17 protein-coding genes and 5 tRNA genes are annotated in these 21,594 nt (G+C 67.6%); 16 read left to right on the forward strand and 6 right to left on the reverse strand.

Annotation, left to right across the window (positions count from 1 at the left end; translation table 11 throughout):
* Window positions 1–28 precede the first annotated feature (28 nt).
* Window positions 29–988 carry a mechanosensitive ion channel family protein gene (locus AB3X08_RS10730; protein ID WP_369938172.1) on the reverse strand — a complete coding sequence of 320 codons (960 nt, stop codon included), beginning with the start codon at window positions 986–988 and terminating at the stop codon, window positions 29–31.
* Complete coding sequence (ppsA, locus tag AB3X08_RS10735) at window positions 988–3,363, reverse strand: phosphoenolpyruvate synthase (protein ID WP_369938174.1); 2,376 nt, start codon at window positions 3,361–3,363, stop codon at window positions 988–990. Before ppsA ends, AB3X08_RS10730 begins: the two co-directional genes overlap by 1 nt.
* A 146-nt stretch (window positions 3,364–3,509) precedes the next feature.
* Here ppsA and AB3X08_RS10740 point away from each other — a divergent pair, with 146 nt between their 5' ends.
* From AB3X08_RS10740 to AB3X08_RS10750, 3 genes are all read left to right on the forward strand, one after another.
* Window positions 3,510–4,331 (forward strand): pyruvate, water dikinase regulatory protein, encoded by an 822-nt coding sequence (locus tag AB3X08_RS10740; protein WP_039009881.1) that lies wholly within the window; start codon window positions 3,510–3,512, stop codon window positions 4,329–4,331.
* 145 nt (window positions 4,332–4,476) lie between these two features.
* Window positions 4,477–4,983, forward strand: coding sequence for a DUF1249 domain-containing protein (locus AB3X08_RS10745; protein ID WP_369938177.1), 507 nt, complete (start codon window positions 4,477–4,479; stop codon window positions 4,981–4,983).
* Between the two features lie 57 nt (window positions 4,984–5,040).
* Complete coding sequence (locus AB3X08_RS10750; RefSeq protein WP_369938179.1) at window positions 5,041–5,529, forward strand: NUDIX hydrolase; 489 nt, start codon at window positions 5,041–5,043, stop codon at window positions 5,527–5,529.
* A 465-nt stretch (window positions 5,530–5,994) separates the two neighbouring features.
* Here the strand turns inward: AB3X08_RS10750 and AB3X08_RS10755 are convergent, their stop codons facing one another.
* The gene (locus tag AB3X08_RS10755) at window positions 5,995–6,753 is read right to left on the reverse strand and encodes a 3-hydroxybutyrate dehydrogenase (RefSeq protein ID WP_369938180.1); all 759 of its coding nucleotides are present in this window, start codon (window positions 6,751–6,753) and stop codon (window positions 5,995–5,997) included.
* Between the two features lie 144 nt (window positions 6,754–6,897).
* Between AB3X08_RS10755 and AB3X08_RS10760 the strand changes: the two genes are divergently transcribed.
* The 9 genes from AB3X08_RS10760 to AB3X08_RS10800 all read left to right on the forward strand — a co-directional run bounded on the left by AB3X08_RS10760 (window position 6,898) and on the right by AB3X08_RS10800 (window position 15,572).
* A complete protein-coding gene (locus tag AB3X08_RS10760) occupies window positions 6,898–7,512 on the forward strand; it encodes a CDP-alcohol phosphatidyltransferase family protein (RefSeq protein WP_369938182.1) in 615 nt (204 codons plus the stop codon).
* Window positions 7,513–7,558: 46 nt separating this feature from the next.
* Window positions 7,559–8,761, forward strand: a complete 1,203-nt coding sequence (gene phaE, locus AB3X08_RS10765) for a class III poly(R)-hydroxyalkanoic acid synthase subunit PhaE (RefSeq protein WP_369938183.1) — start codon at window positions 7,559–7,561, stop codon at window positions 8,759–8,761.
* A complete protein-coding gene (locus tag AB3X08_RS10770) occupies window positions 8,758–9,834 on the forward strand; it encodes a class III poly(R)-hydroxyalkanoic acid synthase subunit PhaC (protein ID WP_369938184.1) in 1,077 nt (358 codons plus the stop codon). Before phaE ends, AB3X08_RS10770 begins: the two co-directional genes overlap by 4 nt.
* A gap of 49 nt (window positions 9,835–9,883) precedes the next feature.
* The gene (locus tag AB3X08_RS10775; protein ID WP_369938185.1) at window positions 9,884–10,261 is read left to right on the forward strand and encodes a DUF5329 family protein; all 378 of its coding nucleotides are present in this window, start codon (window positions 9,884–9,886) and stop codon (window positions 10,259–10,261) included.
* Window positions 10,262–10,289: 28 nt separating this feature from the next.
* A complete protein-coding gene (locus AB3X08_RS10780) occupies window positions 10,290–10,496 on the forward strand; it encodes a PspC domain-containing protein (RefSeq protein ID WP_369938187.1) in 207 nt (68 codons plus the stop codon).
* Window positions 10,493–10,948: a hypothetical protein gene (locus tag AB3X08_RS10785; RefSeq protein WP_369938514.1), complete on the forward strand. Its 456-nt coding sequence runs from the start codon at window positions 10,493–10,495 to the stop codon at window positions 10,946–10,948. The genes AB3X08_RS10780 and AB3X08_RS10785 overlap by 4 nt, the downstream gene beginning before the upstream one ends.
* Before the next feature lie 230 nt (window positions 10,949–11,178).
* Window positions 11,179–11,394, forward strand: a complete 216-nt coding sequence (locus tag AB3X08_RS10790; protein ID WP_369938189.1) for a hypothetical protein — start codon at window positions 11,179–11,181, stop codon at window positions 11,392–11,394.
* A gap of 75 nt (window positions 11,395–11,469) precedes the next feature.
* On the forward strand, window positions 11,470–13,098 hold the full coding sequence (locus AB3X08_RS10795; protein WP_369938192.1) for a hybrid sensor histidine kinase/response regulator: 1,629 nt from the start codon (window positions 11,470–11,472) through the stop codon (window positions 13,096–13,098).
* 95 nt (window positions 13,099–13,193) lie between these two features.
* Entirely contained in the window at window positions 13,194–15,572 is a 2,379-nt protein-coding gene (locus AB3X08_RS10800) for a Tex family protein (protein ID WP_369938193.1), read from the forward strand.
* 52 nt (window positions 15,573–15,624) lie between these two features.
* On the opposite strand, the gene AB3X08_RS10805 is transcribed toward AB3X08_RS10800, so the two are convergent.
* The 3 genes from AB3X08_RS10805 to AB3X08_RS10815 all read right to left on the reverse strand — a co-directional run bounded on the left by AB3X08_RS10805 (window position 15,625) and on the right by AB3X08_RS10815 (window position 20,227).
* Window positions 15,625–19,428 carry a PAS domain-containing protein gene (locus tag AB3X08_RS10805; protein WP_369938195.1) on the reverse strand — a complete coding sequence of 1,268 codons (3,804 nt, stop codon included), beginning with the start codon at window positions 19,426–19,428 and terminating at the stop codon, window positions 15,625–15,627.
* Between the two features lie 157 nt (window positions 19,429–19,585).
* Complete coding sequence (locus AB3X08_RS10810; RefSeq protein WP_369938197.1) at window positions 19,586–19,918, reverse strand: response regulator; 333 nt, start codon at window positions 19,916–19,918, stop codon at window positions 19,586–19,588.
* Between the two features lie 222 nt (window positions 19,919–20,140).
* Window positions 20,141–20,227: transfer RNA gene (locus tag AB3X08_RS10815), tRNA-Leu, on the reverse strand.
* Between the two features lie 470 nt (window positions 20,228–20,697).
* Between AB3X08_RS10815 and AB3X08_RS10820 the strand changes: the two genes are divergently transcribed.
* The 4 genes from AB3X08_RS10820 to AB3X08_RS10835 all read left to right on the forward strand — a co-directional run bounded on the left by AB3X08_RS10820 (window position 20,698) and on the right by AB3X08_RS10835 (window position 21,199).
* Window positions 20,698–20,773 (forward strand) — tRNA-Ala (locus tag AB3X08_RS10820).
* Window positions 20,774–20,819: 46 nt separating this feature from the next.
* Window positions 20,820–20,895, forward strand: a tRNA-Glu gene (locus AB3X08_RS10825).
* A 105-nt stretch (window positions 20,896–21,000) separates the two neighbouring features.
* Window positions 21,001–21,076, forward strand: a tRNA-Ala gene (locus AB3X08_RS10830).
* Between the two features lie 47 nt (window positions 21,077–21,123).
* Window positions 21,124–21,199, forward strand: a tRNA-Glu gene (locus AB3X08_RS10835).
* Window positions 21,200–21,594 lie beyond the last annotated feature (395 nt).

Raw genomic sequence — 21,594 nt, forward strand, 5'->3', positions numbered from 1 at the left:
CCGGCGCGGCATGAAGCAGGGGCCCGACTCAACGGGCCAGCGGCGGGCCCGGCTTGGTGTCGCCGTCGTCGGTGATGCCCTTCAGCAGCAACTCTGCGATCGGGCGGCCGTCGGCATCGTGGTGGTACACGTGCAGATCGCGCTGCGGGTAGGGAATGCTGAGCCCGTTCTCCAGCAACTGGTTGCGGATGTTCTCCAGCGTGCTGCTCTTGGCCGCGCCGAAGTCGCCGTTCCTGGCATAGGCGAACAGCATCAGGTCCACCGTGCTCTCACCCAGGTTGGTGACCTGCACGAACGGCGCCGGCGTCTCCAGGATGTTCGGATTGTCCTTGGCGATCTGCAGCAGCAGTTGCTGCGCTTTCTTCAGATCGTCGCCGTAGCCGACGCCGACGGTGATCTCCAGGCGCCGGTTGGGCAGGGTGCTGTAATTGACGATCGGCGCGGTGGTGATGGTGCTGTTGGGCAGGGTGATCATGCGCTCGTCGAAGGAACGGATGCGGGTCTGGAAGATCCGGATCTCGTCGACGATGCCTTCCTGGCCCGCCACCACCACGTGGTCGCCGTCGCGCATCGGCCGCAGCACGATCAGCATCACCCCCGAGGCGATGTTGGACAGCGAATCCTTCAGCGCCAGGCCCACCGCCAGGCCGGCCGCACCGAGCACCGCGAACAGCGAGGTCGGCGGCACGCCGATCTTCTGCAGCGCGGTGACGAATACCAGCACCAGCAGCAACGCATAGGCGACGTTGCGCAGGAAATTGCTGAGCGTGGTCTCCACCCGCGCGCGCAGCAGCGCACGCTGCAGCCACAGGCTCAGGCGCTTGGCCAGCCACATCCCCAGGACCAGGATGACCAGCGCCACGCCCCAGTTGAGCGCGTACTGCGCCCAATCGAGGTCTCTCCAGTTGAACGGCTGCTGGGTCCGCGCCGCCGGGGCGGCGGACGTGGCCGCCGTGACCGCCGCCAGCAACGTGGTGGCCGTACCCATCAGCTGGCGGCTTTCAGCTTGGCCAGGCGCAGCCAGGTGTCGACTACGGTGTCGGGATTGAGCGATACCGACTCGATGCCTTCCTGCATCAGCCACTCGGCCAGCTCCGGATGGTCCGACGGCCCCTGGCCGCAGATGCCGACGTACTTGCCCTTGGCGCGCGCGGCCTTGATCGCCATCGACAGCAGCTTCTTGACCGCGGCGTTGCGCTCGTCGAACAGGTGCGCGACGATCGACGAATCGCGATCCAGGCCCAGGGTCAGCTGGGTCAGGTCGTTGGAACCGATCGAGAAGCCGTCGAAGATCTCCAGGAACTCGTCGGCCAGCAGCGCATTGGACGGCAGCTCGCACATCATGATGATCTTCAGGCCGTTCTCGCCCTGCTTGAGTCCGTTCTTCTCCAGCACCTCGACGACCTTGCGGCCTTCTTCCAGGGTGCGCACGAACGGGATCATCACCCACATGTTGTCCAGGCCCATCTCGTTGCGGACCTTGAGCACGGCCTTGCATTCCAGCGCGAACGCGGCCGAGAAGCTCGGATCGACGTAGCGGCTGGCGCCGCGGAAGCCGATCATCGGGTTCTCTTCGTGCGGCTCGTAATTGCTGCCGCCGATCAGGTTGGCGTACTCGTTGGACTTGAAGTCGGACAGGCGCACGATCACCGGGTTCGGCGCCACCGACGCGGTCAGCGTGGCGATGCCTTCGGCCAGGCGGTTGACGTAGAAACTGACCGGGTCGGCGTAGCCGGCGATCTTCTCGTCGATCTTCTTCTTGGTCGCCGCGTCCTGCTTGGCGTAGTCCAGCAGCGCATTCGGATGCACGCCGATGTGCGCGGCGATGATCATTTCCAGCCGCGCCAGGCCGATGCCGGCGTTGGGCAACTGGCCGAAGTCGAACGCGCGCTCCGGGTTGGCCACGTTCATCATGATCTTCAGCGGCGCCGGCGGCATGTTGCCCAGATCGGTGGTGGTGCGCTCGAACGGCAGCACGTCGGCGTAGATGAAACCGGTGTCGCCTTCGGCGCAACTCACCGTCACTTCGCGGCCGTCCTCGATCAGCTCCATCGCATTACCGGTCCCGACCACCGCCGGCACGCCCAGCTCGCGGGCGATGATCGCGGCGTGGCAGGTGCGGCCGCCGCGGTTGGTGACGATCGCCGAGGCGCGCTTCATCACCGGCTCCCAATCCGGATCGGTCATGTCCGCGACCAATACGTCGCCGGGCTGCACCCGGCTCATGTCGTCCAGGCTGCGGACCACGCGGGCGACACCGGCGCCGATCTTCTGGCCGATGGCGCGGCCTTCGGCGATCACCGTGCCGCGCTGTTCCAGCGCGAAACGCTCGATCTGGGTGGCGTGGCCGCGCGACTTCACCGTCTCCGGGCGCGCCTGCACGATGAACAGCTTGCCGCTGACGCCATCCTTCGCCCATTCGATGTCCATCGGCCGCTGGTAGTGCTTTTCGATCACCAGCGCCTGCTTGGACAGTTCCTGCACGTCTTCGTCGCTGATCGAGAAAGTGTTGCGCAGCGCGGCGGGGGTGTCTTCGATGCGCACGCGCTCGCCCGGCACATCCGAATACACCATGCGGATCAGCTTGCTGCCCAGCGAACGGCGCAGGATCGCCGGCTTGCCGGCATTGAGGGTGGGCTTGTAGACGTAGAACTCGTCGGGATTGACCGCGCCCTGCACGACCATTTCGCCGAGGCCGAAGCTTGAGGTAACGAACACCACGTCGCGGAAACCGGATTCGGTGTCGAGCGTGAACAGCACGCCGGAGGCGCCGACGCCGGAGCGCACCATCAACTGCACGCCGGCCGACAGGAACACGTCCTCGTGCTTGAAGCCGTGGTGCACGCGATAGGCGATGGCGCGGTCGTTGTACAGGCTGGCGAAGACTTCCTTGACCTTGTGCAGCACGTCGTCGGCGCCGGTCACGTTGAGGAAGGTCTCCTGCTGGCCGGCGAAGCTGGCGTCGGGCAGGTCTTCGGCGGTGGCCGAGGAGCGCACCGCGACCGCCACTTCACCGCCGCCGTTTTCGGCGCACAGCTGAGCGTAGGCCTCGCGGATCGCCTGGTCCAGCTCCGGCTGCAGCGGCGCATCGGTGACCCAGCCGCGGATTTCCTTGCCGGCCAGGGTCAGCGCGCCGACATCTTCCACGTCCAGCGTGGCCAGCTTGTCGAAGATGCGCTGATAGAGATTGTTGTGGGCGACGAACGCCTTGAACGCTTCGGCGGTGGTGGCGAAGCCGCCGGGTACCGAGACTCCCAAACCTGCGAGGTTGCCGATCATTTCGCCGAGGGAGGAGTTCTTGCCGCCGACACGGGCCAGGTCGGTCAGGCGCAACTCGTGCAACCAAAGGATGTTCTCGTTCAAGCGCGATGCTCCGTAGGGCCATCGCCCGAGGCGGGCAGAATGGCCGCGTCCGTAGGGGAAGAAGCCGATATCATGCAGTGCGCACCCGAGTCGGCACAAGCGCGGCCGGGCGCATCCGTTGGGTTTCAGCAAGGAGAATCCAGGCAATGTCGACGATCCGACCGGTGTTCTACGTGTCCGATGGAACCGGTATCACCGCTGAAACCATTGGGCATAGCCTGCTCACCCAGTTCAGCGGTTTCAGCTTCGTCACCGACCGCATGTCGTTCGTAGACGATCCGGAAAAAGCGCGCGAGGCGGCGCAGCGCATCCATGCCGCCGGCGAGCGCTATCAGGTGCGGCCGATCGTGGTCAACTCCTGCGTCGATCCGCAACTGAGCATGCTGCTGTCGGAGAGCGGGGCCTTGATGCTCGACGTGTTCGCGCCGTTCATCGAGCCGCTGGAGCGCGAATTGAACGCGCCGCGGCATTCGCGGGTAGGGCAGGCGCATGGCCTGGTCGATTTCGAGACCTACCACCGCCGCATCAACGCGATGAACTTCGCGCTGACCCACGACGACGGCATCGCGATCAACTACGACGAAGCCGATCTGATCCTGGTGGCCGTCTCGCGCGCCGGCAAGACGCCCACCTGCATCTACCTGGCGCTGCATTACGGCGTGCGTGCGGCCAACTATCCGTTGACCGAGGAAGACCTGGAGCACGACCGGTTGCCGCCGCGCTTGCGTCCGTACCGCAGCAAGCTGTTCGGGCTGACCATCGATCCGGACCGGCTGCAGCAGATCCGCCAGGAGCGGCGGCCGAATTCGCGCTATTCCAACCTGGAGACCTGCCGGCGCGAAGTGTCCGCGGCCGAGACCATGTTCAGGATGGAGCGGATCCCGACCCTGAGCACCACGCATACCTCGATCGAGGAGATTTCCAGCAAGGTGCTGGCGACGCTGGGGCTGCAGCGCGAGATGTTCTGAGCGCGGCGGCGCGGATCGGGGCGGCTGCGCGAAATCGGCATTTCGGCGAGGCGGTCTGCCTTCGTGCCGAGACTTCCAAGGTAGGCCTGCGCGGGCGATCCGTCAATGCTGCCGCGCCGGCCTTGCAGCGTGTAGCATCGGCTCCATGCAGCACGCCCTGACCCGCAGCGAACGCATCCCCCGGCTGAGCCGATTCGGCTGGCTGATGGGGCTGTACGCCGAGAACTTCGTCCACCTGAACCGGCTGTTCGTGCCGTCCGATCTGGCCGAGGGCAGCTACCTGTCCTCGGTCGGCGACGGCCTGGACCTGCGCCTGGACGTGATCGAGCACCACCGCTACACCGTGGAACTGCGCATCACCTACGACCTGTGCGACCCGCTCACCGGCGAGCCGGATCCGTCGGCCTACGTGCGCCTGTACCGCGACGCGCGCCAGGCCGAGACCACGCATTGCTATGTCGGCCGCCGCTGGCAGGACGTGATGGGGCTGTATCCGCCGCCGGCGGAACTGATCAGCCACCGCATGCGCATGAACACCTTCCTCAGCAAGTGGCTGGAATACCTGGCCGAGCGCGGCCATGGCGTGGCCACGCTGAAGCCGGCCGGGCCGCTGCGGCGCCCGGCCGAGGACGCGGCGACGCCGGCACTCTGATCGGCCCCGCTGGCGGATGCGGCATACTGCGCGCCCGCCGACTCGCCCGCCTGCCGCATGCCTTACACCCCGATCGTCGCCACGCTGGGCTACGTACTGTCGCCCGACCGCTCCAAGGTGCTGCTGATCCATCGCAACGCGCGGCCCGGCGACCATCACCTGGGCAAGTACAACGGCCTGGGCGGCAAGGTCGAGGCGGACGAGGACGTGCTGGACGGCATGCGCCGCGAAATCCGCGAAGAAGCCGGCATCGAATGCGACGCGCTGCAACTGCGCGGCACGATCAGCTGGCCCGGTTTCGGCAAGCATGGCGAGGACTGGCTGGGCTTTTTGTTCCTGATCAGCGCGTACAGCGGCGAACCGTTTACCGAGAACGCCGAGGGCAGCTTGGCTTGGGTGCCGGTGGCGGAGATGGAAACGCTGCCGCTGTGGGAGGGCGACCGCCACTTCCTGCCGCTGGTGTTCGACGCCGATCCGCGCCCGTTCCACGGCGTGATGCCGTACCGCGACGGGCGCATGCTGTCGTGGCGCTACTCACGGGTCTGAGCGCTCGCGCTGAGCCGCAAGCCCCTCTCCCGTCGGGAAGGGTTGCGGTGAGGGTCCGGCGCGAAAGCGACTCGCAGCGTTTGGGTGCGCGAGGGCTTCGCCCGTACCCTCATCCGCCCCTTCGGGGCACCTTCTCCCGGTGGGAGAAGGGAACGGCGCCGCCCAGTCGAACACCTGCGCGACGCCGCGTCCGGCTTGTCCACAGCGGCTGTGGATCGATCCTGCACAAGCCTGTGGGCAAGCGTGGCAAGTCGCTGAAACTGCTGACCGATTTTGACGACTGGTGAAAAATTCGCCATTGCCGGCTGCGCTTCTCCACAACGTATGTGGATGGAATCGGCCAAACGCTGTGGATAAGGCCTCGATCGCGTTGCAGGGCAACGCCTGGCACCAGGCTGGCGAAAAATTCGCCAGCCTCGCTCGCGCTACCGGCCTGCGCACGTCCTGCCGGAACGCCTCGCGTCGCTACTGCGCCGTCCAGCCACCGTCGATGGCGATGGTCTGCGCGGTGATGTTGCGCGCCGCCGGCGAGGCCAGGAACGCGACGCAGCCGGCCAGTTCGTCGTAGTCGATGAACACGCCCTTGGGCATCGGCTTGAGCATCACCTGCGCGACCACGTCGGCTTCGGAAATGCCGCGGGTACGCGCCTGATCGGCGATCTGCTTGTCCACCAGCGGCGTTTTCACGTAGCTGGGGCACAGCGTGTTGATGGTGATGTCGGTATCGGCGGTTTCCAGCGCCACGGCCTTGGAGAACCCGACCAGGCCGTGCTTGGCGGCGACGTAGGCGCTCTTGTACGGGCTGGCGACCAGCGAATGGATGCTGCCGATGTTGACGATGCGGCCGAAGCCGCGCTCGCGCATGCCCGGCAACAACGCCTGGGTCAGGCGCGCCACGCCGGTCAGCATCACTTCGATCAGCAGGCTCCACTTGGCCATCGGGAAGTCCTGCAGCGGCGCCACGTGCTGCAGCCCGGCGTTGTTGACCAGCACGTCCACGGGCCGCGAGATCGCCGCCAGCGCCGCGCCGATGCTGGCCTCGCTGGCCACGTCCAGCGCCACCGCCTCGGCTGAGCCGCCGGCCTCGCGCAGGTGCGCGGCCACCGCGGCGGCGGCTGCCGCATCCAGGTCGCTGACGACGATGTGGCGGCCGCCGGCGGCCAGTTCGTGGGCGATGCCGGCGCCGATGCCGCTGGCGGCGCCGGTGATCAGGACGGTCTGCATGGGAAGCACCTGTCGGGAAGGAAGACGCGCAGCGTAGCAGCGCAGGGTGGCGGCGCCATGGCGCCGGTCCTCGCCAGTGCGGTGGCGCCACGCTACCCTGTGCCGGTCGCACCCTTCTCACGCCGGATCCGCCACGCTATGCCGATGAAACGCCACTTTTCGATGCTGCGCGAATTCCAGTTGGCCGACTGGTTCACCCTGGCCAATGCCTTCTGCGGCACCGGCGCGGTGTTCGCGGCGATGCGCTTCCTGCAGGAGGGCCGGCGCAGCGACCTGCTGATCGGCATGGCGCTGATCCCGCTGGCGTTCGTGTTCGATGCGCTGGACGGACGCGTGGCGCGCTGGCGCAAGTCCTCGTCCACGCTCGGGCGCGAACTGGATTCGCTGGCCGACGTGATCTCCTTCGGCGTCGCTCCGGCGGCGCTGGCCTATGCCTGCGGCATGCAGGGCGGCTGGGACTGGCTGGTGCTGAGCTTCTTCGTGTGCTGCGGGGTCAGCCGCCTGGCGCGCTACAACGTCACCGCCGAGCAGCTGGCCGGCGAGGGCGACAAGGTGCCGTATTTCGAAGGCACGCCGATCCCGAGCAGCCTGGCGCTGGTGATCGTGCTGGCGGTGGCCGCGCACCTGGGCCATCTCGGCGATGCGCTGTGGTGGGGCGAATGGCGGCTGGGACCGTGGCTGCTGCACCCGCTGGTGCTGCTGTTCGCGCTGTCCGGTTCGCTGATGATCAGCAAGACCCTGCGCATTCCCAAGCCTTGAGCGGCGGCAGGTTGCTATCATCCCGCTCTGACCTGGGAGGGTGGCGATGAAGGCTAGCGGCGGCGGTGCCGGCGATTTCGAAGCGTTGGCGCGGCAGTACTGCGGCGCGTGGAGCGATGCGCTGCGCCAGGGCGGCGGCGCAGCCGCGCAAGCGCCCGCCGACGGCGCCGGCCACGGTTCGTGGCGCGAGGCGATCGAGAGCTGGGCGCAGTGGTTGCCGCGCGGCACCGGGGCGCAGGCCGAAGATGCGGTGTCGCAGTTGCAGCAGCAGGCCGGCGAGTGGTTCGGCGCGATGCAGCAGGTGGCGGCGCAGTTCGCCGGGCGCGATGCCAGCAGTGCCGACGTGGCCGAGGCCTGGAAGCAGCAGGTGCAGGGCCAACGCGAGCAGATGCTGCAATGGCTGCTCGGCACCGCGCGCGGCGCCGGCCAGGCCGGCGTAGATCCGTGGCTGCAGCAGGCGGCGCAGTGGCTGCAGGGCTGGCAGCGCGACAGCGGGCCATGGCTGCAGATGCCGGGCTTCGGTCCGGGCCGCAACCACCATGCGCGCTGGCGGGCGCTGGCCAAGGCGCAGCAGGACTATCAGGCGCAGTTGCAGGCCTACCTGAGCCAGCTACAGGGGGCGATCGACCGCGCCTTCGGCGTGTTCGAGGCCAAGCTGCGCGAGCACGAGGATCCGGGCCGACAGCTGACCAACGCACGGGCGATGTTCGACCTGTGGATCGATGCTGCCGAAGAGGCCTACGCGGCGTCGGCGCTGTCGGAAGAATTCCGCGAGGTCTATGCCGGCTTCGCCAATGCGCAGATGCGCCTGCGTGCGCTGCTGCAACGCGAGACCGAGCAGCTGTGCGAACAATTGGGCCTGCCCACCCGCACCGAGCTGGACGCCGCGCATCGGCATATCGCCGATCTGGAACGGCGGTTGCGCCGGTTGGAGCGCGGCGCTGCGCCGGCTGCTGCGGCGGAACCGGCCGCGAGCGGCAGGGGTGCGCCGCGACCGCCGCCGCGATCCAGGCCAACGAGTGCTGCAGCATCCAAGGCAGCGCCAGCTGGTGCGACGGCAAAGACTTCTGCCAGGCAGTCCGGCGCGCGCGCCGCTTCGACGCCCAAGTCGCCGGCCAAATCCAAACCTGCCGCGAAGCCGGTATCCAGCACGCGCTTGAAGTCCAAGCCTGCTGCGAAACCCAAGCCCGCTGTCGCCAAGCCGGCACGTGGCAAGGCGGGCGCGGCGCCACGCCGGAGCCGCGCATGAAAGGGCCGTTGAGCTTCAGCAGCGACGACCTGCTGCAGGAAACGCTGGAACTGCAGCGCAAGCTCATGGAAGGGCTGCGCGTGCTGCCGGGGCTGGACGACGTGCAGTACGGCGTCACCGAGCGGCAGGAGGTGTGGCGCGACGGCAAGGTGGTGCTGTACCGCTTCATTGGCGAACGGCCGCCCACCGCGAAGGTGCCGCTGCTGATCGTCTATGCGCTGGTCAACCGCCCGTACATGGTCGATCTGCAGGCCGACCGCTCGCTGGTCAAGGGCCTGCTGGCGCTGGGCGAGGACGTCTATGTGCTGGACTGGGGCTATCCCGACCGTTCCGAGCGCTACCTGACCCTGGAAGACTATCTGCTGCGCTACATCGACGGCGCGGTCGATCACCTGCGCGACGCCGCAGGAGGCTCGCCGGTCAACGTGCTCGGCATCTGCCAGGGCGGCACCTTCTCGCTGTGCTATGCGGCACTGCAGCCGCACAAGGTGCGCAACCTGGTGACGATGGTGACGCCGGTGGATTTCCATACGCCGGACAACATGCTGTCCAACTGGGCGCGGCAGGTGGACGTGGATCTGTTCGTGGACACGCTGGGCAACGTGCCGGCGGACCTGATGAACGCCAGTTACCTGATGCTCAAGCCGTTCCGTCTGAATCTGCAGAAGTACGTGGGGCTGCTGGACATCCTCGACGATCCGCGCGCCCTGGAAGATTTCCTGCGCATGGAAAAATGGATCTTCGATTCGCCCGACCTGGCCGGCGAAACCTTCCGCGAATTCGTCAAGCAGTTCTACCAGGACAACGCGCTGGTGCATGGCCGCGCGCGCATCGGCGAGCATGCGGTGGACCTGGCCAAGGTCGCCATGCCGGTGCTCAACATCTATGCCGAACAGGACCACCTGGTGCCACCGGATGCCTCGCGCGCGTTGCGCGGCCTGGTCGGCAGCGACGACTATGCCGAGCTCAGTTTCCGCGGCGGCCATATCGGCATCTACGTGTCCGGCCGCGCGCAGCGCGAAGTGCCGGCGGCGCTGCACCGCTGGCTGGCCGAGCGCGATGGCGGCGAGTGAAGGCATGACGCGGCGCGCTGCGCCATCACTGCGCCGGCGCGGTGCGCGCGTGCTTGCGTTCGTCCTGGCCTGCGTGTGCACGGTCGCCGCGGCAGCTGCGCCACCGCCGGTCGCCGAGCGCGAAATCGCTGCGTTGCTGGCGGCCTTGCAGGCGTCGCCGTGCCGGTTCCAGCGCAACGGCAGCTGGTATCCGGCGGCGGAGGCCAGGGCGCATCTGCAGCGCAAGTACGACTACCTGCGCAAGCGCGACCTGGTCGCCAGCGCCGAGCAATTCATCGCGCGTGGCGCCAGCCGCAGCAGTAGCAGCGGCAAGGCCTACCGGGTGGCCTGTCCGGGCCAGCCGGAGCAGGATGCGGCGACCTGGTTCGCCCAGCAGTTGGCCGCGCTGCGCCGTCACGCAGCGTCCGCGGCGCCGCGCCCAGACTGAGCGCGCCTTCGCCGCAGGAACCGCCGCCATGTCCCAGTCCACCACTCCTACGCTGTCGCGCTCGCTCAACGACCGCATGCTCGCCGGCGTGATGGGCGGCATCGCACATCGCTTCGGCTGGAACGCGACGCTGCTGCGGGTGGTCTATGTGGTCGGTTCGATCGCCTCGGCCGCGTTTCCCGGCATCCTGGTCTATCTGATCCTGTGGCTGCTGATTCCCAACGAAGCCGACTGACCCGGCCGGCGCTGGCCGCATTGCGCTCGGCCGGTTTCGCGCTCGGCGCGCTGTGGACCTCGCCCAATACGCTGCTCGGCCTGGTCGCCGGATGCGCCGGCATGCCGTTCGGCGCGCGCGCGCGGATCAGCCGGCGCGAACTGGCCCTGGTGTTCGACCGTTTCCCGTGGGGCCCGCGCGGGGCATTGACGCTCGGCAACGTGATCCTGGTCAGTGCCGACCATCTGGACGTGGCGTGCGCCACCTACGAACATGCCGCCGGCCGCTGTCGGCAGCCGAGCGTGCGCCTGGGCGACCACGAGCGCGCCCACGTGCTGCAATACCTGCTGCTCGGCCCCTTGTTCCTGCCGGTGTACTTCGCCTGCGGCGGGGTCGACGTGCGCAACCCGCTGGAGCGCGCGGCCGACCGCTATGCCTTGCACGGCCACGGATGGTGGCCGTGGCGGCGGTGACGCTTAATCCAGCTGCGCCAAATCGAACGGGTGCTTCGATGGGGAGCGCGGCGCTGGGCCGCCGTCGCCGTAGAAGCGCTCGGCCATAGCTGGATTCGGTTAAACCAACGTGAGGCAAACGTAAGTCATTCGCAGGCAAACAGCCGCGATTAACCTGCGTGGAGAAAACCCTCACGACGCGCTGTGTAGGCTGCGCGCCAGTTCCACGAATTCCCAGCAGAGGAAACGTCATGTCGGTCGTTCTGTATATCGGTGGCAGCAAGGATGGCCAGAAGGGCGTGATGCCCTACGGCTTCAGCAAATCGATGAAGGAGACCGAGCAGGGGCCGGAGATCTACGTCGAGCGCGTGCTCGCGCTGTCCGATCGCCGGGTCCGGATCATGGCGTTGGAGTCGCTGCAGGACGAGATCGTGGTGGAGCGCCTGCACCAGTATTATTCGCGTTGACACCGGCATGCGGACCCCGGTGTGGTCGCCCGCCTAGACGGGCCAGCAGCGGTTCGCATCGATCTTTCCTCGACCATGCCCGCACCAGACCCCAGCAATCCGTCGCGCGTCACCGTCCACGAGAGCACCACCGCCGATCTGTCCGAGCACCGCAGCGACATCTTCTTCGCCGCAGTGGAAACCACGCGGATGCCGATGATCGTCACCGACCCGCGGCAGGCGGACAACCCCATCGTGTTCGTCAACCGCGCGTTCCTGGAAATGACCGGCTACAGCAGCGAAGAACTGATTGGCACCAACTGCCGTTTCCTGCAGGGCCCGGACACGGATCGCGATACCGTGGCCAGCGTGCGCGAGGCGATCGCCGCGCGCGACGAAGTGGCGGTGGAGATCCTCAACTACCGCAAGGACGGTTCCAGTTTCTGGAATGCGCTGTTCATCTCGCCGGTCTACAACGAGCATGGCGAGCTGGTCTATTACTTCGGCTCGCAGCTGGACGTCAGCCGCCGCCGCGATACCGAAGACGCCTTGCGCCAGGCGCAGAAGATGGAAGCGCTGGGCCAGCTGACCGGTGGCATCGCGCACGACTTCAACAATCTGCTGCAGGTCATGTCCGGCTACCTGGAATTGATCGAGCATGGCCTGGAGCGCGAGCCGCTGGATCCGGCGCGATTGCGCAAGAGCGTGGAGCGCGCGCGCGACGCGTCCGGCCAGGCCGCGCGGCTGACCCAGCAGCTGCTGGCCTTCGCCCGCAAGCAGAAACTGGAAGGGCGCGTACTCAACCTCAACGCGCTGGTGGCCGGCATGAGCGATGTGGCCGAGCGTACGTTGGGCGACGGCATCGCGTTCTCGCTGGACCTGGCGCCGGACCTGCGCAACTGCCGGATCGACCCGACCCAGGCCGAAGTGGCGCTGTTGAACATCCTGATCAACGCGCGCGACGCGATGGCCGAGCAGCCAGCGCGGCGGCTGGTGATCCAGACCCGCAACGTCTCGATCCGCGCCGACGAACCCACCACCTACGACAACCTGCTGCCCGGCCACTACGTCTGCGTGTCGATCACCGACAACGGCAGCGGCATGTCCCCGGACGTGCTGGCCCACGTGCTGGACCCGTTCTTCACCACCAAGGAAGAGGGCAAAGGCACCGGCCTGGGCCTGTCGATGGTCTACGGTTTCGCCAAGCAATCCGGCGGTGCCGTGCGCCTGTATTCGGAGGAAGGCCATGGCACCACGGTGCGGCTGTACTTCCCGATCGACGACAACGTCGAGAACGCGGCGCCGCGCGACTCGCGCGCCCGCCGCGCCTCCGACCGGCAAGGCGACGAGACGATCCTGATCGTGGAGGACCGCCCGGACATCGCCGAGCTGGCGCGGCTGTTCCTGGAAGACCAGGGCTACACCACCCACGTGGTGCACAACGCGCGCGAAGCGCTGGAACTGGTCGACCAGGGCCTGCAGGTGGATCTGCTGTATTCGGACCTGATCATGCCCGGCGGCCTCAACGGGGTGATGCTGGCGCGCGAAGTGCGGCGGCGTCGGCCCAAGATCAAGGTACTGCTGACCACCGGCTACGCCGAAACGTCGATCGAGCGCACCGATGCCGGCGGCACCGAGTTCGATGTGCTGTCCAAGCCCTACAACCGCCAGGAGCTGGTCCGCAAGGTGCGCATCGTGCTGGACGGCCCCACCGGCGTGAGCTGACGCCGACAGGTCGGCGCGCCCCTGTCAACGGGTTCCCCGACGGCGCCGGCGCTGCGAAAATGGCGTTTTCCGCAAGGCGGCTTCGGCCGGATGCAATGCACGACACTCAGCTCGCCCAGCAGATCGCCAACACCATCGCCGCCGAGATCGGCGCGCAGCCGGCCCAGGCACGCGCCGCCATCGCCCTGCTCGACGAAGGCGCCAGCGTTCCGTTCATCGCGCGCTACCGCAAGGAAGTCACTGGCGGCCTCGACGACACCCAGCTGCGCAACCTGGAAACCCGCCTGATCTATCTGCGCGAGCTGGAAGACCGCCGCGCCGCGGTGCTGGCCAGCATCGACGAGCAGGGCAAGCTCAGCGCCGAATTGCGCGCGGAGATCGTCGCCGCCGATACCAAGTCGCGGCTGGAAGATCTGTATCTGCCATACAAGCCCAAGCGCCGCACCCGTGCGCAGATCGCGCGCGAAGCCGGCCTGGAACCGCTGGCCGACGGCCTGTTGGCCGATCCGTCGCTGACCCCCGAGAGTTTCGCCGCCGGCTTCGTCGACGCCGACAAGGGCGTGGCCGACGTCAAGGCCGCGCTGGAAGGCGCGCGCGCGATCCTGATGGAGCGCTGGGGCGAGGACGCGGCGCTGGTCGGCGAACTGCGTGGCTGGCTGGCCGAGGTCGGCGTGATCCGCGCGCGCGTGGCCGAAGGCAAGGAGCAGGAGGGCGCCAAGTACCGCGACTATTTCGATCACGCCGAAGCATTGGCCAAGATTCCCTCGCACCGGCTGCTGGCGCTGTTCCGCGCGCGCCGCGAGGAAATCGTCTATCTGGAGCTGGACCCGGGCAGCGATGCCGAGGCGGGCCACCAGTACGCCGAAGGCCGCGTCGCCGTGCGCGCCGGCATCGCCAACCAGGGCCGTCCCGGCGACCGCTGGCTGCTCGATGCGTGCCGCCTGACCTGGCGCGCCAAGCTGCACATGCACCTGCTGCTGGACCTGTTCAACCAGGCGCGCGAGAAGGCCGAGGCCGAGGCGATCGCGGTGTTCGGCGACAACCTGCAGGACCTGATGCTGGCCGCGCCGGCCGGCGCACGGGTGACCCTTGGCCTGGATCCGGGCATCCGCACCGGCTGCAAGATCGCGGTGGTCGATGCCACCGGCAAGCTGCTCGCCACCGACACCATCTATCCGCACGAGCCGCGCAAGCAGTGGGACCAGTCGCTGCACACGCTGCGGCAGCTGTGCACGCAGCACGGCGTGGAGTTGATCGCGATCGGCAACGGCACCGCCAGCCGCGAGACCGACAAGCTCGCCGCCGACCTGATCAAGCAGAATCCGCAGCTGAAGCTGGAGAAGATCGTGGTCAGCGAAGCCGGCGCGTCGGTGTATTCGGCGTCCGAGTTCGCGGCCAAGGAATTCCCGCAACTGGACGTGTCGCTGCGCGGCGCGGTGTCGATCGCGCGACGCCTGCAGGACCCGCTGGCCGAACTGGTCAAGATCGAGCCGAAGGCGATCGGTGTGGGCCAATACCAGCACGACGTCGACCAGTACCGCCTGGCGCGGGCGCTGGATGCGCGGGTGGAGGACTGCGTCAACGCGGTCGGCGTCCACGTCAACACCGCTTCGGCGGCGCTGCTGTCGCGCGTGTCCGGGCTGTCGGCCAGCGTGGCCGAGAACATCGTGCGCCACCGCGACGACAACGGCCCGTTCAAGCGCCGCAAGGACCTGCTGAAGGTGCCGCGGCTGGGCGACAAGACCTTCGAGCAATGCGCCGGCTTCCTGCGCATCGCCGATGGCGACGAGCCGCTGGACGCCTCGTCGGTGCATCCGGAAGCGTATCCGGTGGTGGAGCGCATCGTCGGCGCCACCGGCAAGCCGATCAAGGCGCTGATCGGTGATGGCGGATTCCTGCGTTCGCTCAAGCCGGACCAGTTCACCGACGAGAAGTTCGGCGTGCCGACCGTGCGCGACATCCTCAAGGAACTGGAGAAGCCCGGCCGCGATCCGCGCCCGGAGTTCAAGGCCGCGCGCTTCGCCGATGGCGTGGAGGACATCAAGGACCTCAAGCCGGGCATGGTGCTGGAAGGCGTGGTCAGCAATGTGGCCGCATTCGGCGCCTTCGTCGATATCGGCGTACACCAGGACGGCCTGGTGCACATCTCCGCGCTGTCGGACAGCTACGTCAAGGATCCGCGCGATGTGGTCAAGGCCGGCGATATCGTCAAGGTAAAGGTGCTGGAAGTGGATGTCGCGCGCAAACGCATCGCGCTGACCCGGCGCCTGGACGATACGCCGGCGGCGGCCTCGGCGCGCAACGGCGAGCGCGATGGCGGCGCGCGTCCGGCGCCGGGCGCGCCGCGGCGCGAGCGCGATGCGCGCGGCGGCAATGGTGGCGGCGGCGGTGGCAACGGCAAGCCGCGCGCACCCGCGGCGCCGCCGTTGAACAGCGCCTTGGCCGATGCGTTCGCCCGCGCCAAGCGCAACTGAGTAGCGGCGTGCCGCGGCGCGCGTTCGGTGCCGCGGCGGGCGCCGCGCCGGCTCAGGCCGGTTCGGCTTGCGCGTTCGGGTCCTGTTCGGTGGCGCTCAGCGGCTGCGTCAGCGAGGCGGCCAGCGCGATCAGTTTGACCGGGTCCACCGGCTTGCCCAGATGCGCGTTGAAGCCGGCATCCAGCGCCAGCGAACGATCCTCGCCGCGCACGTAGGCGGTCAGCGCGATCGCCGGAATGCGGCTGGCCGCGCCGGCGCCGCGCGCGCGCACGCTGCGGATCAGGCTGTGGCCGTCGCGTCGCGGCATGCCCACGTCGCTGACCAGTAGATCGTAAGGACGCTCGCGCAGCAGCGACTCGGCGTCGTCGGCGGACACCGCGGCCTCGACCACGGCACCGGCTTCCTGCAGAAAACGCTGGGTGACACCACGCGAGTCCATGTCGTCGTCGACGACCAGCACGCGCATGCCGTCCAAGCGGATCGCGCCGCGCTGCAACGAGGCAACGGCGTTCGCGGCGCCACCGGTGCGCCGTGCCGGGTCGAGGCGCTGCGGATCGTTGCGCGGCAGCAGCAGGGTGAAGGTAGTGCCCATGCCGACGCCTTCGCTGCTCACCGACAGCTGGCCATGGTGCATTTCGGTCAATTGCTTGGCGATCGCCAGGCCCAGGCCCAGGCCGCCGGCGCTGCGCGTGCTGCTGGCGTCGGCCTGGCGGAAGCGGTCGAACACATGCGGCAAGAACAACGGATCGATGCCGACGCCGCTGTCGCTGACGGTGACCCGCAGATGGGTGGCGCTGGTGTCGAGCGTCACGGCGATCTTGCCCCCGCTGGGGGTGAACTTGATCGCATTGCCGATCAGATTGGTCAGCACCTGATGCAGACGCACCGCGTCGCCGACATAGGGCAGCACGGGCGCGTCGCTGCATGGGGTCAGGGCGATATCGATGCCTTTGCTCTCGGCACTGGGCCGCGCCGCATCGATCGCCTGGCCAAGCAGCGCGCACAGATCCAGTTCGGTGGCTTCCAGCCGCACCTTGCCGGACAGGATGGCGCTCATGTCCAGCAGGTCGTCGATGATCTGCGCCTGCGCATGGGCGCTGCGTTCGATCACTTCCAGGCCCCGGTTCAGGTCCTTCTCGCGCACCGCATCGCCCTGCATCAGCCGCGACCAACCCAGGATCGCATTGAGCGGGGTGCGCAGTTCGTGGCTCAGCGTGGCCAGGAATTCGTCCTTCATGCGGCTGGCGCGCTCGGCCTCGCCGCGCGCGCTCTGCTCGGCGGCGAGCAACTGTTGCAGGCGCTGATCGGTTTCGCGGCGCTCGATGATGATCCCGGCCAGGTGCGAGGCCGAGCGCGCCAGCTCCTGCTCGTGCACGGTGGGGTAGTGCACGAACGGGTGGTACAGCGCGACCACGCCCAGCACCTGGCCGTCGCTGGCCAGGATCGGCGTGGAGCAGCAGGCCACGATGTCCGCTTCGGCGGCCGCCACCAGATAGTCCTGCCAGCTCGCGTCCACGCGCACGTCGCTGCACAGCACCTGCCGGCGCAGGAACGCGGCGCGACCGCAACAGCCGCTGCGTTCGCCGATCGGCAAGCGATGCACCATCTTGCGGAACACCGCGGGCATGCTCGGCGCGGCGCCTTCCAGCAGGCACTGGCGGTGTTCGTCGACCAGCATGATGGTGCAACGCAGGCCCGCGTCGCTCTGCGCCTCGATGCCGCGCGCGATCGCTTCGAGCACCGCACTCAGCGGCTTGCCGGTGGTGATCATCTCCAACGCCGCACGCTCGGCGGCGGTGGCGTTCTCGATGCGCTTGCGCTCGGCGATGTCCAGCAGCGAGCCGATGAAGCCCAGGAACTGGCCCGACGAGCTGAAGCGCGGCGAGGCGGTGTCCACGCACCAGCGGTACTCGCCGTCGTGGCGGCGCAGCCGGTATTCGATGGTGAAGGCGCGGCGGTCGGCGGCGGCGCGGGCCAGCGTGCGTCCGACCGCCGCGGCGTCGTCGGGGTGGATCTTCTCCATCCGGCCCGACCCCAGCGCCTCCTGTTCGGTCTGCCCGGTGAACAGATACCACTGGCGGCTGACGTATTCGCAATCGCCATCGGCGTTGGCCATCCAGATCAGCACCGGCGCGTTGTCGCACAGGTTGCGGAAGCGCAGTTCGCTTTCCTGCAGGCGTTGCTCGACCACGCGACGATCGTGGATGTCGGTATTGGTGCCGATCCAGCGCACGATCCGGCCGCCGTCGTCGCGGATCGGCAGCGCGCGGCCCAGATGCCAGCGATAGCTGCCGTCGTGGCGGCGCAGCGGGTATTCGATTTCGTAGGGCTGGCCGGTGCGCACGGCCTCCGGCCAGGCCTGCATCGCCCGGGCCAGGCCGTCCTCGGTATGCACCCTGCGCCAGCTGTCGTAGCTGGAGTCACCGATCGGCAGGCCGGTGTATTCGTACCAGCGCCGGTTGAAATAGTCGACGTCGCCCTCGGGCGTGGCGGTGAACACGATCTGCGGCATCGCATCGGCCAGTTCGCGCAGGCGCGCCTCGCTGCGCGCCAGGTCGGACTGCGCGCCGGCACGCTCCATCGACTCCCAGCAGCGCGCCGCGACCAGGCGCACCAGTTCGATTTCCGCCGAGGTCCATACCCGCGGCCGCGTCTGGTGCACGCCGACCACGGCGACCAGGCGGCCGGCCTTGTGCAAGGGCGCGCTCAGCAACGCGCGCATGCCCAGGCGCCGGTAGCCGCCGGTGTCCAGCTGCGGCGGCGGCGAATAGGTCTCGCTGTCCTGCACCACCCAGGGTCGGTTCTCGCGCATGCATTCCAGCAGGTCGCTGCCGAAATCGCTGAGGCGCGAGCGCCCGGTCAGATGCGCGGTGCCGTCGGCATAGTCGGCGCGTACTTCGAAGGTATCTTCGTCGGCATCGACGATCGCGTACGCGCAGCGGTTCGCCTGCAGATGCCGGCCCAGCAGTTCGGCGCCGGTCTCGCAGATGGCTTCGGCACTGCCGAGGTTCTGCAGCGCGTCCTCGAGCATCAGCAGGAAGCTGTCGTGGGCCTGGGCGCGCGCCTGCTCGGTGCGGTCGATGCCGTGGACCAGGACCCCGGTGACCTTGCCTTCGGCGTCGCGCATCGGCTGGTACACGCATTCCAGCGTGGTCTCCGAAACCGTTTCGTGCGGCGTGCGACGCAGGTTGAAGGTCATCGACTCGCCGGTGAAGGGCAGGCCGCTGGCGCGGACGTTGTCGAGCAGGCGGATGAATCCCTGCTGCTGGATCTCCGGGATCGCCTCGGCCAGCGGCTTGCCGACCACCTCGCGCGGCCCGACCAGTTGCTGGTAGCGCCGGTTGACGCTCTCGACCACATAATCCGGACCGCGCAGGATCGCCAACGCCGCCGGCGACTGCTCGAACGCGTCGGCCATCTGCGTGCGCTGCGCATCCAGCGCCTTCAGCAGCGCGTCGCGCTCGCGTTCCAGCTTGATCCGGGCGGTGTCCTCGGTGCAGACGCACAGCACGCCGCCGATGCCGCCGTGGTCGTCGTACAGCGGGCTGTAGGAAAAGGTGAAATACACCTCTTCGCTGTAGCCGTTGCGCATCATCATGAACGGAACGTGCTCGTTCCAGGTCGATTCGCCGGTGGCCATGACCTGTTCGGCCTGCGCGCCCACCGTCGGCCACACATCGGGCCACACCTCGGCCACCGCGCGCCCGAAGGCGAAGGGGTGGCGCATCCCCAGGATCGGAATATAGGCGTCGTTGTAGAGGTTGATCATCCGCGCGCCCCAGCGGATCACCATCGGGAAGCGCGAACTCAGGCAGATCGAAAGCGCCGAACGCAGACTCTGCGGCCATCCCTGCATCGGCCCCAGCTCATGGCTGGACCAATCGATGGCGCACAGCAAGTCTGCCGTGACGCTGTTGGCGGGCAGCCAGACAGGGGGAGGCGATCGGTCATGAGCGTTGATGGCGAAATCCCTCGAATCGATCCCTGCGGGGCAGGCTCCCTGTGCGGGATTGTCAAGGGCGGGCGGTCATTTTCGCGTGAGCATCGCCCAGCGCCTTGATCAGCTGTTCCGACAGATAGGGCTTGGTCAGCACCACGCCGGCGGCGAAACCAGCAGGGAGCGAGTCGGCCGCGACGCCGGTGGCCAGCACGAACGGGATCGCACGCTCGGTCAGCATCCGCGCGACCGCCTCGCTGGTCTCGCCGGCGGCAAGGCGGAAGTCGAGCACCGCACGATCCGGCCGCTCCTGTTCGATCAGCAAAAGCGCTTCCTGCACCGATTCGGCCGGACCGATCACGTCGGCACCGGCTTGGTCAAGCTGCAATTCCAGCAGCGTGGCATTCATTTCGTCGTTCTCGACCACCAGGATACGCAGGCCCCGCAATGCCGACATCGCTTGCTCGTTAAGGTTTGGGAACGGAAAGTATAGCGGCAGCCACGCGGGCCCTGGTTGGACCGCGATCCCAACGAAGATGAAGGATTTAGCTGATGGCGCCGCGGAATGCCGGTGCACAGCGCCAGGCACGATCACACAAAAACAAACGGCAGCCGAAGCTGCCGTAGGTCCTGGTGCCGAAGGTGGGACTCGAACCCACACGCTTTTAAGGGCGGCGGATTTTGAGTCCGCTGCGTCTACCGATTCCGCCACTTCGGCGCGGCCGCGAAGTATAGCCGACCGCAACCGGCTGCGACAGGGGGAGGGGCGGCGACCATCCAGCCGGCATCGAGGGCCCGTGTTTGCCTAGGCGGGCAGGGCATCCCTCTGCCTGCAATCGATATGTCCCTGGAGCTGGGCGCGATGGCCTGTGCCGGTCCACGCTGCCGCGCCGGCAGACCATTGCGAACAGCCAGTGGCGACTTCGCCTTTCTTGTCCTTCTTATTAGGGTGCGTGCATTGGCGTGCTATGCGATTCGGCCAGACTGCCTGGCTTGGCACAACGACGGTGATTGGGTGTCGGCAATCGCATGCGATCCAACGGGACTGCATCGATGCGATGGATGCACGCGATCGGCATGTACCGCAGCGATCACCGAATTCGCCTGCGCCGCGGTGTTAAAAAACTTCAAAAAACGCTTGCGCAGGCGGGACACCGTCGCTAATATTCCGCTCCTCGCAGCACACGTGGGGCCATAGCTCAGCTGGGAGAGCGCTTGCATGGCATGCAAGAGGTCGCCGGTTCGATCCCGGCTGGCTCCACCAACTTTTCCGGGCACTAGGCCGTCCGCAAAAGCTAATCGTTATCAGCGTCCCCATCGTCTAGAGGCCTAGGACATCACCCTTTCACGGTGGCGACCGGGGTTCGAATCCCCGTGGGGACGCCATTTTATTTGCAAGAAACCTGAAGTCCGGCGATGCCGGACTTTTTTTGTGCGGGGTTTGTACATCTCGCCAGAATCGAGTAAGATTCCGCTTCTGCCAGTACACGTGGGGCCATAGCTCAGCTGGGAGAGCGCTTGCATGGCATGCAAGAGGTCGCCGGTTCGATCCCGGCTGGCTCCACCAACTTTTCCGGGCACTAGGCCGTCCGCAAAAGCTACATCGTTATCAGCGTCCCCATCGTCTAGAGGCCTAGGACATCACCCTTTCACGGTGGCGACCGGGGTTCGAATCCCCGTGGGGACGCCAGCTACAGGAAGACACCCGGCATCGCCGGGTGTTTTTTTGTCTGCGCTTCTCGCGCCGCTTCGCATCTGGTCGGCAGCGTTGTCGCTTCAGCGCAGCAATTTGCGGTTCGCGAGAATGGCCCGCGGGTTTCCTGCACGCTGTGCCCGGAGGCGATCACGGTTTCCGACGCCGCGCCGTCCAGGTGTGCGATCCAGTAAGGCACGAAGCCGTCGGCGATTGCGCCAGAGGCACGCGCGGATCGCGGCGGGCGACGATCGAGTGATAGGTCACCTGGGGCGAAATTTTCAGGTCCGCGGCGGCCTCGACGCGTTGAGGGTGTCCATGCTGGTCGGCAACTTGCCGTGCAGGCCGGCGCTGGCGACGTCCTGGAACTGCTCGAGAATGCGCGCGGGCAT

This window comes from Xanthomonas sp. DAR 34887 (assembly GCF_041245805.1).
GTDB lineage: Bacteria > Pseudomonadota > Gammaproteobacteria > Xanthomonadales > Xanthomonadaceae > Xanthomonas_A > Xanthomonas_A tesorieronis.